The 16,261-nt window shown below is 70.3% G+C and carries 13 protein-coding genes; 5 read left to right on the forward strand and 8 right to left on the reverse strand.

Annotated elements, in window-relative coordinates; all coding sequences use genetic code 11:
- Positions 1-63: 63 nt before the first annotated feature.
- Genes AB0J10_RS24145 through AB0J10_RS24160 form a run of 4 tightly spaced genes read left to right on the forward strand, consistent with a single transcriptional unit; the run spans position 64 to position 6,209 of the window.
- Entirely contained in the window at positions 64-4,878 is a 4,815-nt protein-coding gene (locus tag AB0J10_RS24145) for a ricin-type beta-trefoil lectin domain protein (RefSeq protein WP_363064576.1), read from the forward strand.
- A 6-nt stretch (positions 4,879-4,884) separates the two neighbouring features.
- A complete protein-coding gene (locus AB0J10_RS24150) occupies positions 4,885-5,544 on the forward strand; it encodes a hypothetical protein (protein ID WP_363064543.1) in 660 nt (219 codons plus the stop codon).
- A gap of 12 nt (positions 5,545-5,556) precedes the next feature.
- Positions 5,557-5,823 carry a hypothetical protein gene (locus AB0J10_RS24155; protein WP_363064544.1) on the forward strand — a complete coding sequence of 89 codons (267 nt, stop codon included), beginning with the start codon at positions 5,557-5,559 and terminating at the stop codon, positions 5,821-5,823.
- 5 nt (positions 5,824-5,828) lie between these two features.
- Positions 5,829-6,209, forward strand: a complete 381-nt coding sequence (locus AB0J10_RS24160) for a hypothetical protein (protein WP_363064545.1) — start codon at positions 5,829-5,831, stop codon at positions 6,207-6,209.
- A 334-nt stretch (positions 6,210-6,543) separates the two neighbouring features.
- Here the strand turns inward: AB0J10_RS24160 and AB0J10_RS24165 are convergent, their stop codons facing one another.
- The 5 genes from AB0J10_RS24165 to pta form a co-directional block, all read right to left on the reverse strand.
- A complete protein-coding gene (locus AB0J10_RS24165) occupies positions 6,544-6,801 on the reverse strand; it encodes a Txe/YoeB family addiction module toxin (protein WP_363064546.1) in 258 nt (85 codons plus the stop codon).
- Positions 6,798-7,076 carry a type II toxin-antitoxin system prevent-host-death family antitoxin gene (locus AB0J10_RS24170; RefSeq protein WP_363064547.1) on the reverse strand — a complete coding sequence of 93 codons (279 nt, stop codon included), beginning with the start codon at positions 7,074-7,076 and terminating at the stop codon, positions 6,798-6,800. Before AB0J10_RS24170 ends, AB0J10_RS24165 begins: the two co-directional genes overlap by 4 nt.
- A 188-nt stretch (positions 7,077-7,264) precedes the next feature.
- On the reverse strand, positions 7,265-8,698 hold the full coding sequence (pyk, locus tag AB0J10_RS24175) for a pyruvate kinase (RefSeq protein ID WP_363064548.1): 1,434 nt from the start codon (positions 8,696-8,698) through the stop codon (positions 7,265-7,267).
- A 74-nt stretch (positions 8,699-8,772) separates the two neighbouring features.
- Positions 8,773-10,032, reverse strand: coding sequence for an acetate kinase (locus AB0J10_RS24180; RefSeq protein ID WP_363064549.1), 1,260 nt, complete (start codon positions 10,030-10,032; stop codon positions 8,773-8,775).
- Entirely contained in the window at positions 10,029-12,110 is a 2,082-nt protein-coding gene (gene pta, locus AB0J10_RS24185) for a phosphate acetyltransferase (protein ID WP_363064550.1), read from the reverse strand. The genes AB0J10_RS24180 and pta overlap by 4 nt, the downstream gene beginning before the upstream one ends.
- Before the next feature lie 256 nt (positions 12,111-12,366).
- Here pta and AB0J10_RS24190 point away from each other — a divergent pair, with 256 nt between their 5' ends.
- Positions 12,367-13,392, forward strand: a complete 1,026-nt coding sequence (locus AB0J10_RS24190; RefSeq protein WP_269728296.1) for an ATP-dependent 6-phosphofructokinase — start codon at positions 12,367-12,369, stop codon at positions 13,390-13,392.
- 154 nt (positions 13,393-13,546) lie between these two features.
- On the opposite strand, the gene AB0J10_RS24195 is transcribed toward AB0J10_RS24190, so the two are convergent.
- From AB0J10_RS24195 to AB0J10_RS24205, 3 genes are all read right to left on the reverse strand, one after another.
- Complete coding sequence (locus AB0J10_RS24195) at positions 13,547-14,224, reverse strand: HAD family acid phosphatase (protein ID WP_363064551.1); 678 nt, start codon at positions 14,222-14,224, stop codon at positions 13,547-13,549.
- Positions 14,225-14,565: 341 nt separating this feature from the next.
- Positions 14,566-15,174 carry a helix-turn-helix transcriptional regulator gene (locus tag AB0J10_RS24200; protein ID WP_363064577.1) on the reverse strand — a complete coding sequence of 203 codons (609 nt, stop codon included), beginning with the start codon at positions 15,172-15,174 and terminating at the stop codon, positions 14,566-14,568.
- A 362-nt stretch (positions 15,175-15,536) separates the two neighbouring features.
- On the reverse strand, positions 15,537-16,226 hold the full coding sequence (locus tag AB0J10_RS24205) for a response regulator (RefSeq protein ID WP_363064552.1): 690 nt from the start codon (positions 16,224-16,226) through the stop codon (positions 15,537-15,539).
- Positions 16,227-16,261: the final 35 nt, after the last annotated feature.

The raw sequence follows: 16,261 nt of genomic DNA on the forward strand, positions 1-16,261 counted from the left end.
CTGGCCGTCCTCGGAGGTCTCGCCGTCCAGCCCGACGCATTCGGCCGGATCGCCGGGGACCGCATGGACCAGGTGAGCGACGATTGGGACTGGTACGAGGACACTCCCTCGGAGGAGCTGCGGCAGGACCAGTGCCTGATGTCCGACGTGCTGCGCCTCGGCGGGCCGTCGATGGCTGTCACCGCGCAGGACGGCCTCAACCAGCCGCAGGACAAACTCCACGCGCTGGCCAACCGGCAGCACTGGGAGAACACCCCGCTCGCCCAGGCGTACCAGAAGGACCGGGACGTCGCGGACAAGGAGCTGGACGCCCTCCACGCTCTGCGGGACACCTGGAAGAAGCCGCTCGAAGGATTGGAGACTCCCTCCGGCTTCACCGGGACGGACTTCCACTGGCCTCCGGGGTCACCGGGGGACAGCAAGCAGGACTTCTACGGCCAGACCGGTCTGACGAAGTGGATCTCCGACCGGTGGTGGAAGAGCGAAAGCGACTTCTACGAGGACCCCACGCCCAAGGCTGACGCGGCGACGGTCAAGGCCGTCAAGGATCTCGGCACGCCGTTGTACGGCAAGGACCCCGATCCGCGGCAGCCCGAGTGGGACCGTCAGCGCGCCGAGCACGGGGCGTTCGAGCACCTGACTGACTGGTCACTGGAGAAGACGGGTGCGGACAACGCCCGCGTCTTCCTCGCCTCCGGCGGCTTCCCTCGCACCGCGCCGCAGCCGAGTACGGCGGAACACCGCATCGCGGTCGAGGACTTGAAGACCCGGTTCGCGTCGTGCGCATGGCGTGACCCGATGGACCCGAACAGGGTGCTGCGCGACATCTCCACCACCGCTGCGGCGGAGTGGCAGCAGGAGATCGCCTCCCAGCAGCTTCAGCGCAACCAGATCCTGACCGCCAACAAGGACGCCACCGCGTCCCTCGCCACCGGCGCGAAGGTGCTGGGCGACCTGCTGGGGCACTCCTGGGTCGCCGACCATCTCGCCCGCTGGCAGGACTACTGGTCCGCGGGCGGCGTGGGCTGGATCGGTGACAGCTATGTGACGCTCGAAGTGCCGGGCGCCAAGGGCATGTGCCTGGATGTCCAGGGTGGTGGCAAGACCAACGGCACGCCGGTTCAGATCTACACCTGCAACCGCGGCGCGGCGCAGCAGTGGACGATCGAGGGCAGTGAGGACGATCTGCGTCTGCGGAACGTCGGGTCGTTCAAGTGCCTGGATGTGGCCGGAAACGCGTCGGCGAACGGCACGAAGATCCAGATCTATGACTGCTACAAGTCCAAGGGGCAGTCGTGGAAGGGCGACGTCCGCGCGGCCTCGCCCCTGAAGAGCCTCTCCACGGGCAAGTGCCTGGACCTGAGCGCGTTCACCAAGAGCACCGACGCACGGCTCTGGGACTGCAAGAACGCCAGTGCCCAGAAGTTCCTGATCAAGCCGTCCGGGCACAAGGGGACGGACAGCCTGTCGTACCCGGACAAGGCGCAGTTCGCCAAGGCCAAGAAGGGTGTCATCGACACACAGGCTGAGGCGAAGAAGCAGCTGGCCGTGCTCAAGGCCCAGTTGGCGAAGGCCGAGAAGTCGGCTGCTTCCTCTGACACCGCCGAACAGGCTGCCTATGCGATCGCCGACAAGAACGGGGCACCGCGGGGGCGTGGTCTGCTGGTGGGCCAGCAGAAGGCACAGGTCACCAAGGGTGCCGTCGCCGCGCTGACGGCGATGGTGAAGGCCGGTGAGACCGCCGAGGCCGCCACCCGCGCCTCCGCCGGCGACAGCGAGACGATCACGCAGCGGGCTCTGGCGCAGGCCGCGCAGGCCAAGGCCGAATTCCGTAAGCAGGCCGCGTACGCCGCCGAGTTGCAGGCGAAGGCTGCCGCGGACGCGGCCAAGCTGCACCGGGACAATGCCAGGAAGGACAAGGAGACGGCGGAGGCGAAGCTCGCGGTCGCGCTGAAGGCGGAGGCGGACGCGAAGGCGGCGGCTGCTGACGCACATGCGAAGCGGCTGGCGGCGGAGGCCGAGGAGAAGACGGCCAAGGCGGAGAAGGAGACCGCCGCCGCCAAGCAGGCCGAGGCCAACCGGCACAAGCAGACGGCGCAGGCCGAGGCGGCCAACGCCAAGGACGCCAAGGAGAAGGCGGAGGCCGCTGAGGCGACCGCGGTCGCGCGGAAGGACGACGCGGTCAAGGCGCGTGACAAGGCCCGCGACCTGAACGAGGACGCGTGGGACGCCGCGCAGAAGGCGGACGCCGCCCGGGCCAAGGCGGACGCGAAGGAGGCGTTCGCCCAGGCCCACGAGGCCGACAGCAATGCCCAGGAGTCCAGGGCGGCAGCCAACGCCGCAGCCGCGCACGCGGACGACGCCGAAGCGGCCGCCGGCCGCGCACGCGCCGCGGCGGATGCCGCATCCGGGGCAGCGGCCGAGGCCGATGCCGCGGCCACCCGCGCCGAGGCGGCCGCCAAGCGGGCCCGCTCGAACGCGGACGCCGCCCAGGCGGCCAAGCTGAAGGCCGACGCCGCCGTCGCAACCGCGACCAGCGCTGTGGCCGACGCCATCAAGGCGTCGAAGCACGCCTCCGAAGAAGCCGACACGGCCGTCAAGCTGGCCGACGAGGCGGAGAAGCTCGCCAAGACCGCCAAGTCACACGCGGACGAGGCGAACAAGGAGGCAGCCAAGGCCCTGGCCGCTTCGGCGAAGGCGGCAGGCTTCGCCCACGTCACCGCGCAGGCCGCCGTCGACGCCGGCAACGCCGCGGCGCAGGTCGCCAAGCCGGCCAACGACGCGATCCAGCTCGGCTCCCGGTACGTCACCACCGACTCGGCGGCGAGCCTGGTCGTGCTGACCGGTCAGGCGTCCAAGTCGATCGCGGAGCAGCAGAAGGCCGTCGCCGACGCCCACGCCAGGAACGCGCAGGCCGAAGCCTCAGCCGCGAAGAACCTCGCCGAACAGGCGACAGGCGATGCGAAGCTCGCCTACCAGCACGCGGCCAACGCCGCCGCACACGCGGCCGACGCCCGTACCTACTCCAAGGAGGCGCTGGGCTACGCGGCCGACGCCGCCAAGGCAGCGTCCAAGGCTTCACAGTCACTGGCTCGCACCATCGAGTACGACCGCCAGGCCACCGCCGACGCAGCCGCCGCCGACCAGGCGGCAGGGCGCGCCGAGGGCTACGCCAAGGAGGCCCGTTCCTCCGCCGATCAGGCCGCACTCGACGCCCAGGCCGCACGCGAAGCCGCCGCCGCTGCCGAGCAGGCGGCCAAGGACGCCCGCGCCGCAGCCGACCGAGCAGCCGCTGCCGCAACCGAAGCAGAGCAGGCGGCCAAGGACGCCCTGAAGTACGCCAAGGAAGCGCAGAAGGCAGCCGAGGAAGCGGCGCGCAACGCGGCGAACAAGCAGGTCTCCACCGGCGCGGGTACCGGTGTCGGCGGCACCTGGTACGTCGTCGACGAGGACAGCATCGAGATCACCGACGCCAAGCAGCACAACCCCTGCGAAATCACCGTCGGCTTCCAGGGCTGCACCGTCACCTTCACGGTCACGTTCAGCGCGGTGGTCGACTTCTTCCTCTGCACCAACCCGGACGTGCCGGCCACCGACAGTGGCTGCCCTCCCGAGGACACCCTGCTCGTCGAGAGCAAACGATTCCCGGGTCTGAAGAAGGAAGTCACGCGGTACTTCTCCAAGCTGGATCTGATCGAGCAGACCGCCACGTACAAGATCCTGAAAGCGATCCTGGTCCAGGACTTCGTCGATTGCTGGCACGGCAGTGCCAGCGGTTGCGCCTGGGCCGCGAGCAACTTCATCCCCGGCAAGGCGTTCGCGAAGGTCGCCGAGGCGCTCCAGGCCCTGGACGCCGCGATGAAGACGGGCACGGGGGTCGCTGACGCCTTCAAGGCTCTCAAAGCCCTGGACCTGGACCCCGCGACCCTGGCCAAGATCTCGCAGCAGGTGAACATCTACGAGGACGCCTTCACCGCCTGCGTGCGCAACAGCTTCCCGGGACACACCCCGGTGCTGATGGCGGACGGTTCACATCGGCCCATCCGTCTGGTGAAGGTCGGCGAGCTGGTGACAGCTGCGGACCCCAACTCAGGGAAACTGCGGTATCAGAAGGTCACCGCTACCTTCCGACACGACACCGAGCGACTCGTGGACATCACCGTCGCCGGCGGAGGGAAGCTCACCAGCACCGCCGGTCACAAGTTCTTCGTGGTGGACCGAGGCTGGAGAACGGTCTCCGAACTGCGTGTCGGCGACCCCCTGCGCACCCCGGACGGCCTCTTCCGGGCGGTGACGGCCCTCCGCGACCGCTCGGGTCTGGATTCCAGCACGGTCTACGACCTCACGGTCGACGGCCCGCACACCTTCTTCGTGCGTACGACGGGTGGGCAGTTCCAGGACGTGCTCGTCCACAACTGCCTGAACATCCTGGCCGACGAAGGCCAGAACGGCGCTCACACACTGGGCGCGCACGTCCGTCTCAACGACCAGCAGGCGAGGGCAAAGGCCGCCAAGGACGGCATCGCGACGGTGTGGAATGATGAGGACACTGCCGTGCGTTGCATCAACGAGGCGTTCCAGCAGTGGTTGCAGCGCAGCCCGAAGAACGGGAAGAAGCTCGCGGACTGGATCACTGCCCAGCGGAAGAAGCCGAAGTCGGAGATCTTCGACCCTCGCTACGACCTCTTCCCCATCGAATGGGAGCTGCGGAACGAGGGATCGCTCGGCAAGATCTGGCATGCGGGAGCCCAGACGCCGGTGAACGCGGGCAACAAGGTGGTCATCAATGTCAAGGCGGTGCGAGGGAAGTCGCACCCCGGAGACCCGACCCAGAACGTCCCGAACAACTTCGTGATCTACACCGCCTACCCGAAGTAGGAGAGCATGGCGCAGCCACACCGGCACCTCGGTGTCGACATCGGGCTCAGCGGGCTGATCAAGTGGATCCGCTACCCCAGGGTCAACAGCGAGGCCGCCGGCCTGGACGTCGTCACGAGTGTTGCCGACCGGATCGACGGGGCATTCGCCCACCAGCTGCTGAGGGACTGTCTCGTCCTCCTGGACTCACCCCTGTCCAGCCGGGACATCGAGACCCTGTGGCTGGCGGGTACGTTCCGTGAGTTCGATCTGGAGCGCCTCGGAATCGACGGCAGGGTGTGGCTGCGCCGGATCGCGGACATCTGCACCGACAGGATCCGACGCGACGACCCCTCCTTCACGCCCGTCGCTGCCGCACCGGTGCCGGGCGAGGCGCTGAAGGAGGCGGTCCGTGTCGAGATCAGGTCGGTGGGACCGGCCCTCGAGCAGGCCACGGCCCATCATTCCTACAACTCGATCGCCGGAGTCGTCCCGGTCCTGGAGCAGGCCGTCGAGATCGACCCGGACCTCGGGTACCGGCTCCTGCTACGGGCCCTGAAGGGGTTCTTCGTGCCGATCAGCGAGGCGCGCTACGAGCGCTACCTCGCGCTCGGGGACGAGTTCGGCCTCGGTGAGGACGTTGTCGACGACGGTGACTTCAACGTCTGGACGGGCCTGGCGGACTGATGGTGCGCGGGTGTGGTGATCATCATGCACGGGATCGTGCACCTCGCAGTCGACTCGTACCGCCCTACCTGGACGGGAAGGGCGTCGTTCTTGGTGACGGGCGATGTACCGGAAGGCTTCGGCTACGAGCTGAAGATGAAGTACACGGGCGCCGGCCGGAAGGGCGAGTGCACCAAGCTGGACGGCTGCCGGGACGGCAAGCGGGATGGACGGAGGTTCCGGAAGGACAGCAAGGTCATCTGCCCGCCGAAGACTCCGGTGAGGACGTGGAAAAAATGAGTCGCATGCTGCTCGTGCTCCGCTATCGGAACGGTGACCGGGAGCCCCTCGACATGGAGATCGTGCGGGAAGCCCTGGTGCCGCACATGGTCGCCGCCGACGGCGACCTCATGAACGGCGTGCTGATCCGGACCGTCGACGGCCACGAATCGACGTGGACGTCAACGAGGTCTGCGTCGCCGTCAACCGCTTTCCGTCCGGCCGGTTCTTCGACGTCCTGGCCACGCTGGTGGACCCGCCTCGGGGCGAGTGTGCCCCCTACGGACCTGCCGGTGACCCTCCGCGAGGAGGACGACCGGGCGCACCTTCCCGCAGGAGCGGGAGAGAATGCAGTCGTCGTCGCCATGACCGGTCCGGATCTTGAGGGCTACCTCTGCCGCTCCTGACGGGAGGCGCGACGACGAGAAGGTGGATCGTCCTCGGGTGTGAGTCACTGAGCACGGCTCCTCCGTGTGCGTACGGGCGCGGCCGCTGCGCATGACGGTGGAGCCGGAAAGCCCTACGCCTATCTCGGCCTGGTCACCGCCGAACTCGCCGAGAAGATCGCCGAGGCGCTGGGCAGGCCCCCGGGCGCCGGTTCGCAGGAACCCGCACGGCTTGCCATCACCTGCGGCCGGACGGTCAGCGGGCCGCGCACGCCCGGAGGGGGCGTTGTGGGCCTCTGCGGAAACCGAGCACGCAGCCCGCCCCCCACCCGCGGCATGCGGGCACGGGGGCTGCTCAGTAGTGGTAGCGCGCCTTGATGATGACGACCTGCTTGTCGTCGGCTCGGTAGACGAGGCGGTGCTCGTCGTCGATACGGCGGGACCAATAGCCCGACAGGTCGCCCTTCAGCGGCTCGGGCTTGCCGATTCCGGTGAAGGGGTCCCGCCGGATCGCGCCGATCAGTCTGTTGATCTTCTTCGCCATCTGCTTGTTGGCGGTCTGCCAGTAGAGGTAGTCCTCCCAGCCCGTGGGCCGGAACCGTACGTCCCTCACTCTTCGCCTTCCACCATGGCCTCGAGCTCCTCCATGGTCTTCTCGATCACGGGGGTCTCGGCCGCCTTGTCCTCGGCGATGGCGGCCATGAGGCGCGCGGCATTGGCGGGGGAGCGCAGGAGGTAGACGGTCTCCTGCCAGGAGCGGTAGTCGTCGGCGGACATCAGGACGGCGTTGCCGCCCTTGGAGGCGATCTCCACGGGCTCGTGGTCGTCGTTGACCTGCTGGATCAGCGGGAACAGCTTGGCGCGGGCCTCGCTGGCGGAGATGGCCATGTCGCGCCTCCTCTCGGCAAGCGGTACGGGAACACTGTACCGCAACAGTGGTACGGGGATTCGGTACCACTCACGCTTGCCGTGCGCGTGGCCTACCGCCTCGGCGTGTGTGTGCGGGTGGCCCGCGCGACTTCGGGCCGCACCCCCTGCAGCGGGTGCGGCCCGAAGTCGCGAGCGGGGCGGTCCGGTCAGGCGGGGTGCTTGTCGCCGCCGAGGTGGTGCACCCGGACCATGTTCGTGGTGCCGGGGACGCCGGGAGGGGAGCCGGCGGTGATGATCATGACGTCGCCCTCGCTGTAGCGCTGGAGCTTCAGCAGCGCCGCGTCCACGAGGTCGACCATCGCGTCGGTGGTCTCCACGAACGGGGCGATGAAGGGCTCGACGCCCCAGCTCAGCGTGAGCTGGTTGCGGGTGGACTCGTCCGTGGTGAAGGCCAGGATCGGCTGCTCCGCGCGGTAGCGGGAGAGGCGGCGGGCGGTGTCGCCGGACTTGGTGAAGGCGACCAGGGCCTTGCCGCCGAGGAAGTCGGCGATCTCGGCGGCGGCGCGGGCGACCGAACCGCCCTGGGTGCGCGGCTTCTTGCCCGGGACCAGGGGCTGCAGGCCCTTGGAGAGGAGCTCCTCCTCGGCCGCGCTGACGATCTTGGACATCGTCTTGACGGTCTCGATCGGATACGCGCCCACCGAGGACTCGGCCGAGAGCATGACCGCGTCGGCGCCGTCCAGGATCGCGTTGGCGACGTCTGACGCCTCGGCGCGGGTGGGGCGGGAGTTGGTGATCATCGACTCCATCATCTGGGTCGCGACGATCACCGGCTTGGCGTTGCGCCGGCACAGCTCGATCAGCCGCTTCTGCACCATCGGGACCCGCTCCAGGGGGTACTCGACGGCCAGGTCGCCGCGCGCCACCATCACGCCGTCGAAGGCCATGACGACGTCCGCCATGTTCTCCACGGCCTGCGGCTTCTCCACCTTGGCGATGACGGGGACCCGGCGGCCCTCCTCGTCCATCACCTTGTGGACGTCCTTGACGTCGTTGGCGTCGCGCACGAAGGAGAGCGCGACCAGGTCGCAGCCCATGCGCAGGGCGAAGCGGAGGTCCTCGATGTCCTTCTCCGACAGCGCGGGGACGTTCACGGCCGCACCGGGCAGGTTGATGCCCTTGTGGTCCGAGATGACGCCGCCCTCGATGACGACCGTCTTCACCCGCGGTCCCTCGACCTCGACCGCGCGCAGTTCCACGTTGCCGTCGTTGATCAGGATCTGGTCGCCCTTGGAGACGTCGCCGGGCAGGCCCTTGTAGGTCGTGCCGCAGATCGACTTGTCGCCCGGCACGTCCTCGGTGGTGATGGTGAACTCGTCGCCGCGGACCAGTTCGACCGGTCCCTCGGCGAAGGTCTCCAGACGGATCTTCGGGCCCTGGAGGTCGGCGAGCACGCCCACGGCGCGGCCGGTCTCCGCCGCCGCGCGCCGGAGGCGGTCGTACCGCTCCTGGTGCTCGGCGTGGGTTCCGTGGCTCATGTTGAATCGGGCCACGTTCATGCCGGCCTCGATGAGCGCTTTCAGCTGCTCGTAGGAGTCGACGGCGGGGCCCAGTGTGCAGACGATTTTGGAACGGCGCATGAGGCGGATCCTATCGGTTTGTTTCTACGCGGAATATTCCGTCTGGTGGAATGTACAAATGGGCGCCGGGCCGCTCAGGCGTTGCCTTTCCGCGCCACTCGGTCGCGGTCCCGAGGGTCCGCGCCGACCAGCGCGAAAGTCTGCCGGGCGATCTCCAGTTCCTCGTCGGTCGGCACCACGGCGACCGCCACCCGCGCGTAGTCGGGCGAGACGAACCGCGGCTCGTCCGACCGTACGGCGTTGAGGTCCGCGTCCACCACGAGCCCCAGCTCCTCCAGACCGGCGACGGCAGCCTCCCGCACGGGAGCGGAGTTCTCGCCGACCCCCGCCGTGAACACCACCGCGTCCACCCGTCCGAGCACCGCGTAGTAGGCGCCGATGTACTTCTTCAGCCGGTGGATGTAGATCTCGAAGGCGAGCCGCGCGCGCTCGTCCCCCTCCTCGATCCGCCGCCGGATCTCCCGCATGTCGTTGTCGCCGCAGAGGCCGACCAGGCCGCTCCTCTTGTTGAGCAGCGCGTCCACGTCGTCCTCGGACATTCCCGCCACCCGCTTGAGGTGGAACGTGACCGCCGGGTCGATGTCTCCGGAGCGGGTACCCATGACCAGCCCCTCCAAGGGGGTCAGACCCATCGACGTGTCCACGCAGCGCCCGCCCCGGACCGCGGACGCCGAAGCGCCGTTGCCCAGGTGCAGCACGATCACGTTCACCTCTTCCGGGGCCTTGCCCAGGAGCTCGGCGGCCCGGCGGGACACGTAGGCGTGCGAGGTGCCGTGGAAGCCGTAGCGGCGGATCCGGTGCGCGTCGGCGGTCTCCACGTCGATCGCGTAGCGCGCCGCGTACTCCGGCATGGTCGTGTGGAACGCGGTGTCGAAGACGGCGACCTGGGGCAGGTCGGGGCGGAGCGCCCGGGCCGTGCGGATGCCGGTGATGTTGGCCGGGTTGTGCAGCGGCGCCACCGGGACCAGGCGCTCGATCTCGGCCATGACCTCCTCGGTGATCACGGTCGGGGCGGAGAACCTCAGCCCTCCGTGCACCACCCGGTGACCGATCGCCGCGAGCTCGGGGGAGTCCAGGCCCAGTCCGTCGCGGGCCAGCTCGTCGGCGACCGCCTTCAGCGCGGCGGCGTGGTCAGGAACGGCACCGGTGCGCTCCCGCTTCCCGGTTCCGCCGGTGAGCGGGGTGTGCACCACCCGTGACGTCTCCTCCCCGATCCGCTCGACGAGTCCGACGGCAAGCCGGGTGCCGTCCTCCATGTCGAGCAGCTGGTACTTGACCGACGAGGAGCCGGAGTTGAGGACCAGGACACGAGTGGCGGTGGCGGAACCGGTCATGCGGTGAACTCCTGAACCTGGGACTGGATCGCGGTGATCGCGACCGTGTTGACGATGTCGCTGACGAGCGCCCCGCGCGAGAGGTCGTTGACCGGCTTGCGCAGGCCCTGGAGCACCGGGCCGACGGCGACGGCGCCGGCGGAACGCTGCACGGCCTTGTAGGTGTTGTTGCCGGTGTTGAGGTCGGGGAAGATCAGGACGGTGGCCCGGCCCGCGACCTCGGAGTCCGGCAGTTTGGTGGCGGCGACGGACGGTTCGACCGCAGCGTCGTACTGGATCGGGCCCTCGATCCGGAGTTCGGGGTGTCGTTCGCGCACCAGCTTGGTCGCCTCGCGCACCTTGTCCACGTCCGCGCCGGACCCCGAGGTGCCGGTGGAGTACGACAGCATCGCGATCCGCGGCTCGACGCCGAAGCGGGAGGCCGTCGCCGCCGACTGCACCGCGATGTCCGCGAGCTGTTCGGCGTCCGGGTCGGGATTGACCGCGCAGTCGCCGTACACGAGCACCCTGTCGGCCAGGCACATGAAGAACACCGACGAGACGATCGACGCCCCGGGCTTGGTCTTGATGATCTCGAAGGCGGGGCGGATCGTGGCGGCCGTGGAGTGGACCGAGCCCGACACCATGCCGTCGGCCAGGCCCTCCTGGACCATCAGGGTGCCGAAGTAGTTGACGTCCGCGACGACGTCGTGGGCCAGCTCCACCGTGACGCCCTTGTGGGCGCGCAGCTGCGCGTACAGCTCGGCGAAGCGCGGCCGCAGCTCGGAGACTGCGGGATCGATCAGCTGGACGTCGCCCAGGTCGATGCCGAGGTCGGCGGCCTTCTTGCGGATGGCGTCGGTGTCGCCGAGCAGCGTCAGATCGCAGACGTCACGACGCACCAGCACGTCCGCGGCCCGCAGCACCCGCTCCTCGGTGCCCTCGGGCAGCACCACGCGGCGTCGGTCGGCACGGGCCTGCTCCAGCAGGTCGTGCTCGAACATCATGGGGGTGACCCGTCCCGTGCGGGCGACCGCCAGACGCGCGAGGAGGCCCCCGGTGTCGACGTGCCGCTCGAAGAGACCCAGCGCCGTCTCCGCCTTGCGCGGGGTCGCGGCGTTCAACTTGCCTTCCAGTGAGAACAGTTCGGCAGCCGTCGGCCAGGACCCGCCGGGCACCGAGATGACGGGGGTGCCGGGGGCGAGGCGGGACGCGAGGGTGAGGATCGACTCGCCCGGGCGTTCGTCGAGGGTCAGCAGCAGGCCCGCGATCGGCGGGGTGCCCGCGGAGTGGGCCGCCAGCGCACCCACCACCAGGTCGGCGCGGTCCCCGGGGGTGACCAGCATGCAACCGGGCTTCAGGGCGTTCAGCACGTTCGGGAGCATCGCGCCGCCGAAGACGAAGTCGAGTGCGTCCCGGGCGAGCCCGGAATCGTCCCCGAGCAGCACGGTGGCCCCCAGGGCCTGGCTGACCTGGGCGACCGTGGGCGCGGCCAGCGCCGGCTCGTCCGGCAGGACGTAGCAGGGGACGGGGAGCCGGGCCGAGAGGCGCTCGGCGATCACGTCGCGGTCCTCGGCCGCCACCCGGTTCACGATCATCGCGAGGACGTCGCAGCCCAGTACCTCGTAGGCCCGGTGGGCGTTGCGGGCCTCGGCCCGTACGGACTCGGCCGTCTCGCCCTTGCCGCCGACGACGGGTATCACCGAGGCGCCGAACTCGTTGGCCAGGCGCGCGTTGAGGGCCAGCTCGTCGGGGAGCTGGGTGGCGCGGAAGTCGGTGCCGAGGACGAGCACGACCTCGTAGTCGCGTGCCACCTCGTGGAAGCGGTCGACCAGCCGGGAGACCAGTTCGTCGGTGCCCTTCTCGGCCTGCAGCGCCGCCGCCCCGCGGTAGTCCATGCCGTACGCGGTCGCGGGGTCCTGGGAGAGCCGGTAGCGCACCCGCAGCAGATCGAACAGGCGATCGGGTCCGTCGTGCACAAGGGGCCGGAACACCCCCACGCGGTCCACCTGGCGGGTCAGGAGCTCCATGACTCCCAGGTCCACCACCTGGCGACCGTCCCCGCGGTCGATCCCGGTCACGTACACGCTGCGCGTCACGCGTGCTCTCCTGTCCTGCTGGGCTGTGGCCGAGCGCGAGGTGCCCGCTGCGCTCGGGGGCTCAAGAAAAACCCGATAGGGTGGCAATATCCCCTTGACAATACCTCTACGGCTGGGTTAAGCGCCCGCCGGGTCCGGGGTCGCCGGACCGGCGTGGACCCGGCCCTGCGTGTGAGAATCGGAATGAGGCTCACCGGCACCACGAGCGAGCGAATGGGGCTCACCGGCACCACGAGCGAGCAGGAGACACGGCACGATGCGCATCGGAATTCTCACCGCAGGCGGCGACTGTCCCGGCCTCAACGCAGTGATCCGGTCGGTCGTGCACCGTGCGATGACCGGCTACGGGGACGAAGTCATCGGATTCGAGGACGGGTTCAAGGGCCTGCTCGAAGGCCACTACCGCACCCTGGACCTCAACGCCGTCAGCGGCATCCTGGCCCGCGGCGGCACGATCCTCGGCTCGGCCCGGCTCGAGCGCTCCAGGCTCCGCGAAGCCGCCGAGAACAGCGCGGAGTTGGCGCGGAAGTACGGGCTGGACGCCCTCGTACCGGTGGGCGGCGAGGGCACGCTGACCGCCGCGCGGATGCTGTCGGACGCCGGCATGCCCGTCGTCGGCGTGCCGAAGACCATAGACAACGACATCTCCTCCACGGACCGCACCTTCGGGTTCGACACCGCCGTCATGGTGGCCACGGAGGCCATCGACCGCCTCAAGACCACCGCGGAGTCCCACCAGCGGGTCATGGTGGTGGAGGTCATGGGGCGGCACGCGGGCTGGATCGCGCTGGAGTCCGGCATGGCCGGCGGCGCGCACGGGATCTGCCTGCCCGAGCGGCCCTTCCAGGTCGAGGACCTGGTGAAGATGGTCGAGGAACGCTTCGCCCGGGGAAAGAAGTTCGCCGTCATCTGTGTCGCCGAGGGCGCGCACCCGGCCGAGGGCTCCATGGAGTACAAGAAGGGCGAGATCGACCAGTACGGGCACGAGCGCTTCACCGGCATAGGCACCCGGCTGGCCGCGGAGCTGGAGCGGCGGATGGGCAAGGAGGCCCGGCCGGTCATCCTCGGCCATGTGCAGCGAGGAGGCACGCCCACCGCCTACGACCGGGTGCTCGCCAACCGCTTCGGCTGGCACGCGGTGGAGGCCGTTCATCGCGGCGAGTTCGGGAGGATGACCGCGCTGCGCGGCACCGAGGTGATCACGGTGCCGCTCGCGGAGGCGGTGACCCGGCTGAAGACGGTGCCCGAGGACCGGGTCCACGAGGCCGAGTCGGTCTTCTGACGCGGGTCCGACGGCCCGGCGCGCACTCGGCACGGGCCCGTCCGCCGGCCCGGGCGCGGTGCGACCCGGCCGGCTGACGGGTGGGACCCCCCGTGGACGGGCGGGACTCCCGCAAACGGACGGAACCCGTGCGGACGGCGCGGCTCGGCCGGGCTCAGGACAGCTTGCCGTCGTAGTCGGGCAGCTTGAACGTCCGCTCGGCGTGGCCGCCGACCAGGTCGCTCGGCCGGTTGCCGACATTGGCGATGATCGTGTAGCCCTTGGCCTCGATCTCCGCGCGCTTGCCCGTCTTGTACGCGCTGACCTCCTCGAACAGGTCCGGCAGGCTGCGCACGTACAGACCGTCGACCGGGTACCCGGCCTTCCTGAGGTTGTAGGACGTCAGCGACTCGATGATGTCGGGCCGGGCGGTGACGAAGAAGACGTCCACCCCGCGGGAGTCGGCGTAGCGGACGAGGTCCCGGACCTGCCTGACCGCGGGCGTCGGGTACTCCCAGAAGTAGTGGAAGTCCGTCTCCAGCGAGGTGTTGTCGATGTCCAGCACCATGGCGAGACGCTGCCCGGACGCGCCGGCCGTGCGCTGCTCGATGTAGGGACGGGCGGTGGCGAGGGCCGCCGTGACGTCGCGCTGCCAGGTGGCGTAGTCGATCCCGGCCAGCCCGGCGGCGGTGAGGTCCGAGCGCTGCGGTGCGTGGGTGGTGACGGCTGCCGGGGCCACGGTCCGCGGTGCGGCGCTCGCGGTGCCGGCCGCGGCCGTGGCCGACATGGACGTGGTGAGCGCGAGCGCGGCGGCCGAGACCGCGGCGCGGGTGGTCCATCTGCGTACATGCATGGGGGGTTCGCTCCTGAGGAGGTCCGGTGGACGCCCTTCGGTCGGGGAGAACCGAGGGCCTTGGCATGTTCGCGTTCAACGATGGACGGAATGGAGCGCTCCATCTACCCCCTGGTAACCAGGTAATGGCTGACGGGGATTCGGGCCGTCGTCTCCGCAAGGGCGGCCGGGCACGTCGGGCCCGGACAGCGGGACGAAGCCGGTGCTCGCCTCGACGATTCGCTCGTCGGCGTCCCCGTCCCGGTGTGCCCCGACCCGATCGGCTCCCCGCCGTCGGGCCGGCGAAGCGGACGTGGAACGCCCGGTCCCCGGGCGGGTGAGGCGCGGGGCCCGTGCCGGAATCAGCCGGAGGCCAGCGCCCAGAAGTGGTCGGCGATCCGGTCGAGGAAATCCCTGCCCGACTCCCCGGAGCCGGCCGACGCGCCCCAGCTGGAGGTGGCCGCCATCCGGGCGTGGTAGTCCGTGTGCAGCCGCTGCAGTGCGGCCTCCAGCCGCTGCCGGGGAAGCGGCAGCATCTTCGCCACCGGGCGCACGTACGCCTGCCAGCGGGTGGTCGCCGCGCTGCGCAGCAGCTCCGCAAGCTCCCCGTCACGTCCGGTCGCGGTCAGCAGCTCGCGCGGGGTCAGGGACAGCGCCTCGGCGAGGGCGGCGGTCTGGCGTTCGTTTCCGCGCCAGCGGTTGCCGTCCTCCATGCGCCGGTACGACGCCGGGTCCATGCCCACCCGCCGGGCCACGTCCTCGGCGCCCAGTGCGCGGGCCAGACGGTGCTCGCGCAGGCTTTGCGGGGTGCCGAGCAGTTCGCCGGGGGAGCACCACAGCACTCCCGCGAGCGCGGCCAGTTCCCGGGAGTCCGGCGCCAGGAGTCCCCGCTCCCAGGCGACCACGGTGTCCGCGGTCACCGGGAGCCCGTACTGGGCCTGGAGCCCGTAGGCGACGTGGCCCGGCGCCATCCCCAGGCCCTCGCGCAGTCGGCGGGCGGCGGGAGCGTTGAAAGGCGGGGTGGAGTGCACGCGCACACCGTAGGAGCGGAGAGTCACGTCCGGCTACGGTGCGTTCGACCAAGGTGTGAACTCGTAGAAAGGTCCACCGGGCCGCTGCGCCGGCGGTCGGCCGTTCCCATGAGAGGACGCTCCCACGGGCGCCGCGCGTCACGGACGGCGCCGCGGCCCGGCGACGGGCGTTCCACCGCGTCGATTATGCCCCGGGGGTCCACCGTGCACTCCGGCAGCCGCACGGAGAAGGGGAGTTGGGGCGTGTCGAGGGGAAGTGCGTCCCCTGCGGCGTGTCGATGGGCACGACCGCGCGGTGCCGGTCAGCGGCCGGAGCGGAGCCAGCGGTACTGCAGCTCGGGACGGCCGACCTGGCCGTACTGGGGGCTGCGCGCGGCCCGGCCCTCGGTGACGAGATGCTCCAGATAGCGGCGTGCGGTGATCCGCGAGATCCCCACCGCCGTACCCGTTTCGGCCGCGGTCAGTCCGCCCCCGGCCTCCCGGAGGGTGCGGGTGACCGCCTCCAGGGTCGGTGCGCTGAGGCCCTTGGGGAGGGCGGCCGGCTGCGGGGTGCGCAGGGTCGCCAACGCGCGGTCCACCTCGTCCTGCCCGGACGCCTCGCCGGCGGTGGCGCGGAACTCGGCGTACCGGTCGAGGCGGTCGCGCAGGGTGGCGAAGGTGAACGGCTTGAGGACGTACTGGACGACGCCCAGGGACACGCCCTCACGGACCACGCTCAGATCGCGCGCGGAGGTCACGGCGATCACGTCCGCGCAGTGCCCGGCGGCCCGCAGGGAGCGCAGCAGCCGGAGCCCGTGCCCGTCCGGCAGATAGAGGTCGAGCAGGATCAGCTCCACGGGGGTGCGCTCCAGCACCCGGTACGCCTCGGCCCTCGAGTGGGCGACGCCCGCCACGGTGAACCCCGGTACGCGGCCCACGTACAGCGCGTGTGCGTCGGCGGCGACGGGGTCGTCCTCGACGACGAGCACCCGGATGCCGGCGGGGGCGGTCATCCGGCCACCTCCGTCCCGCGTCTCCGGCCGGGGCG

This window comes from Streptomyces sp. NPDC049887 (assembly GCF_040656535.1).
GTDB lineage: Bacteria > Actinomycetota > Actinomycetes > Streptomycetales > Streptomycetaceae > Streptomyces.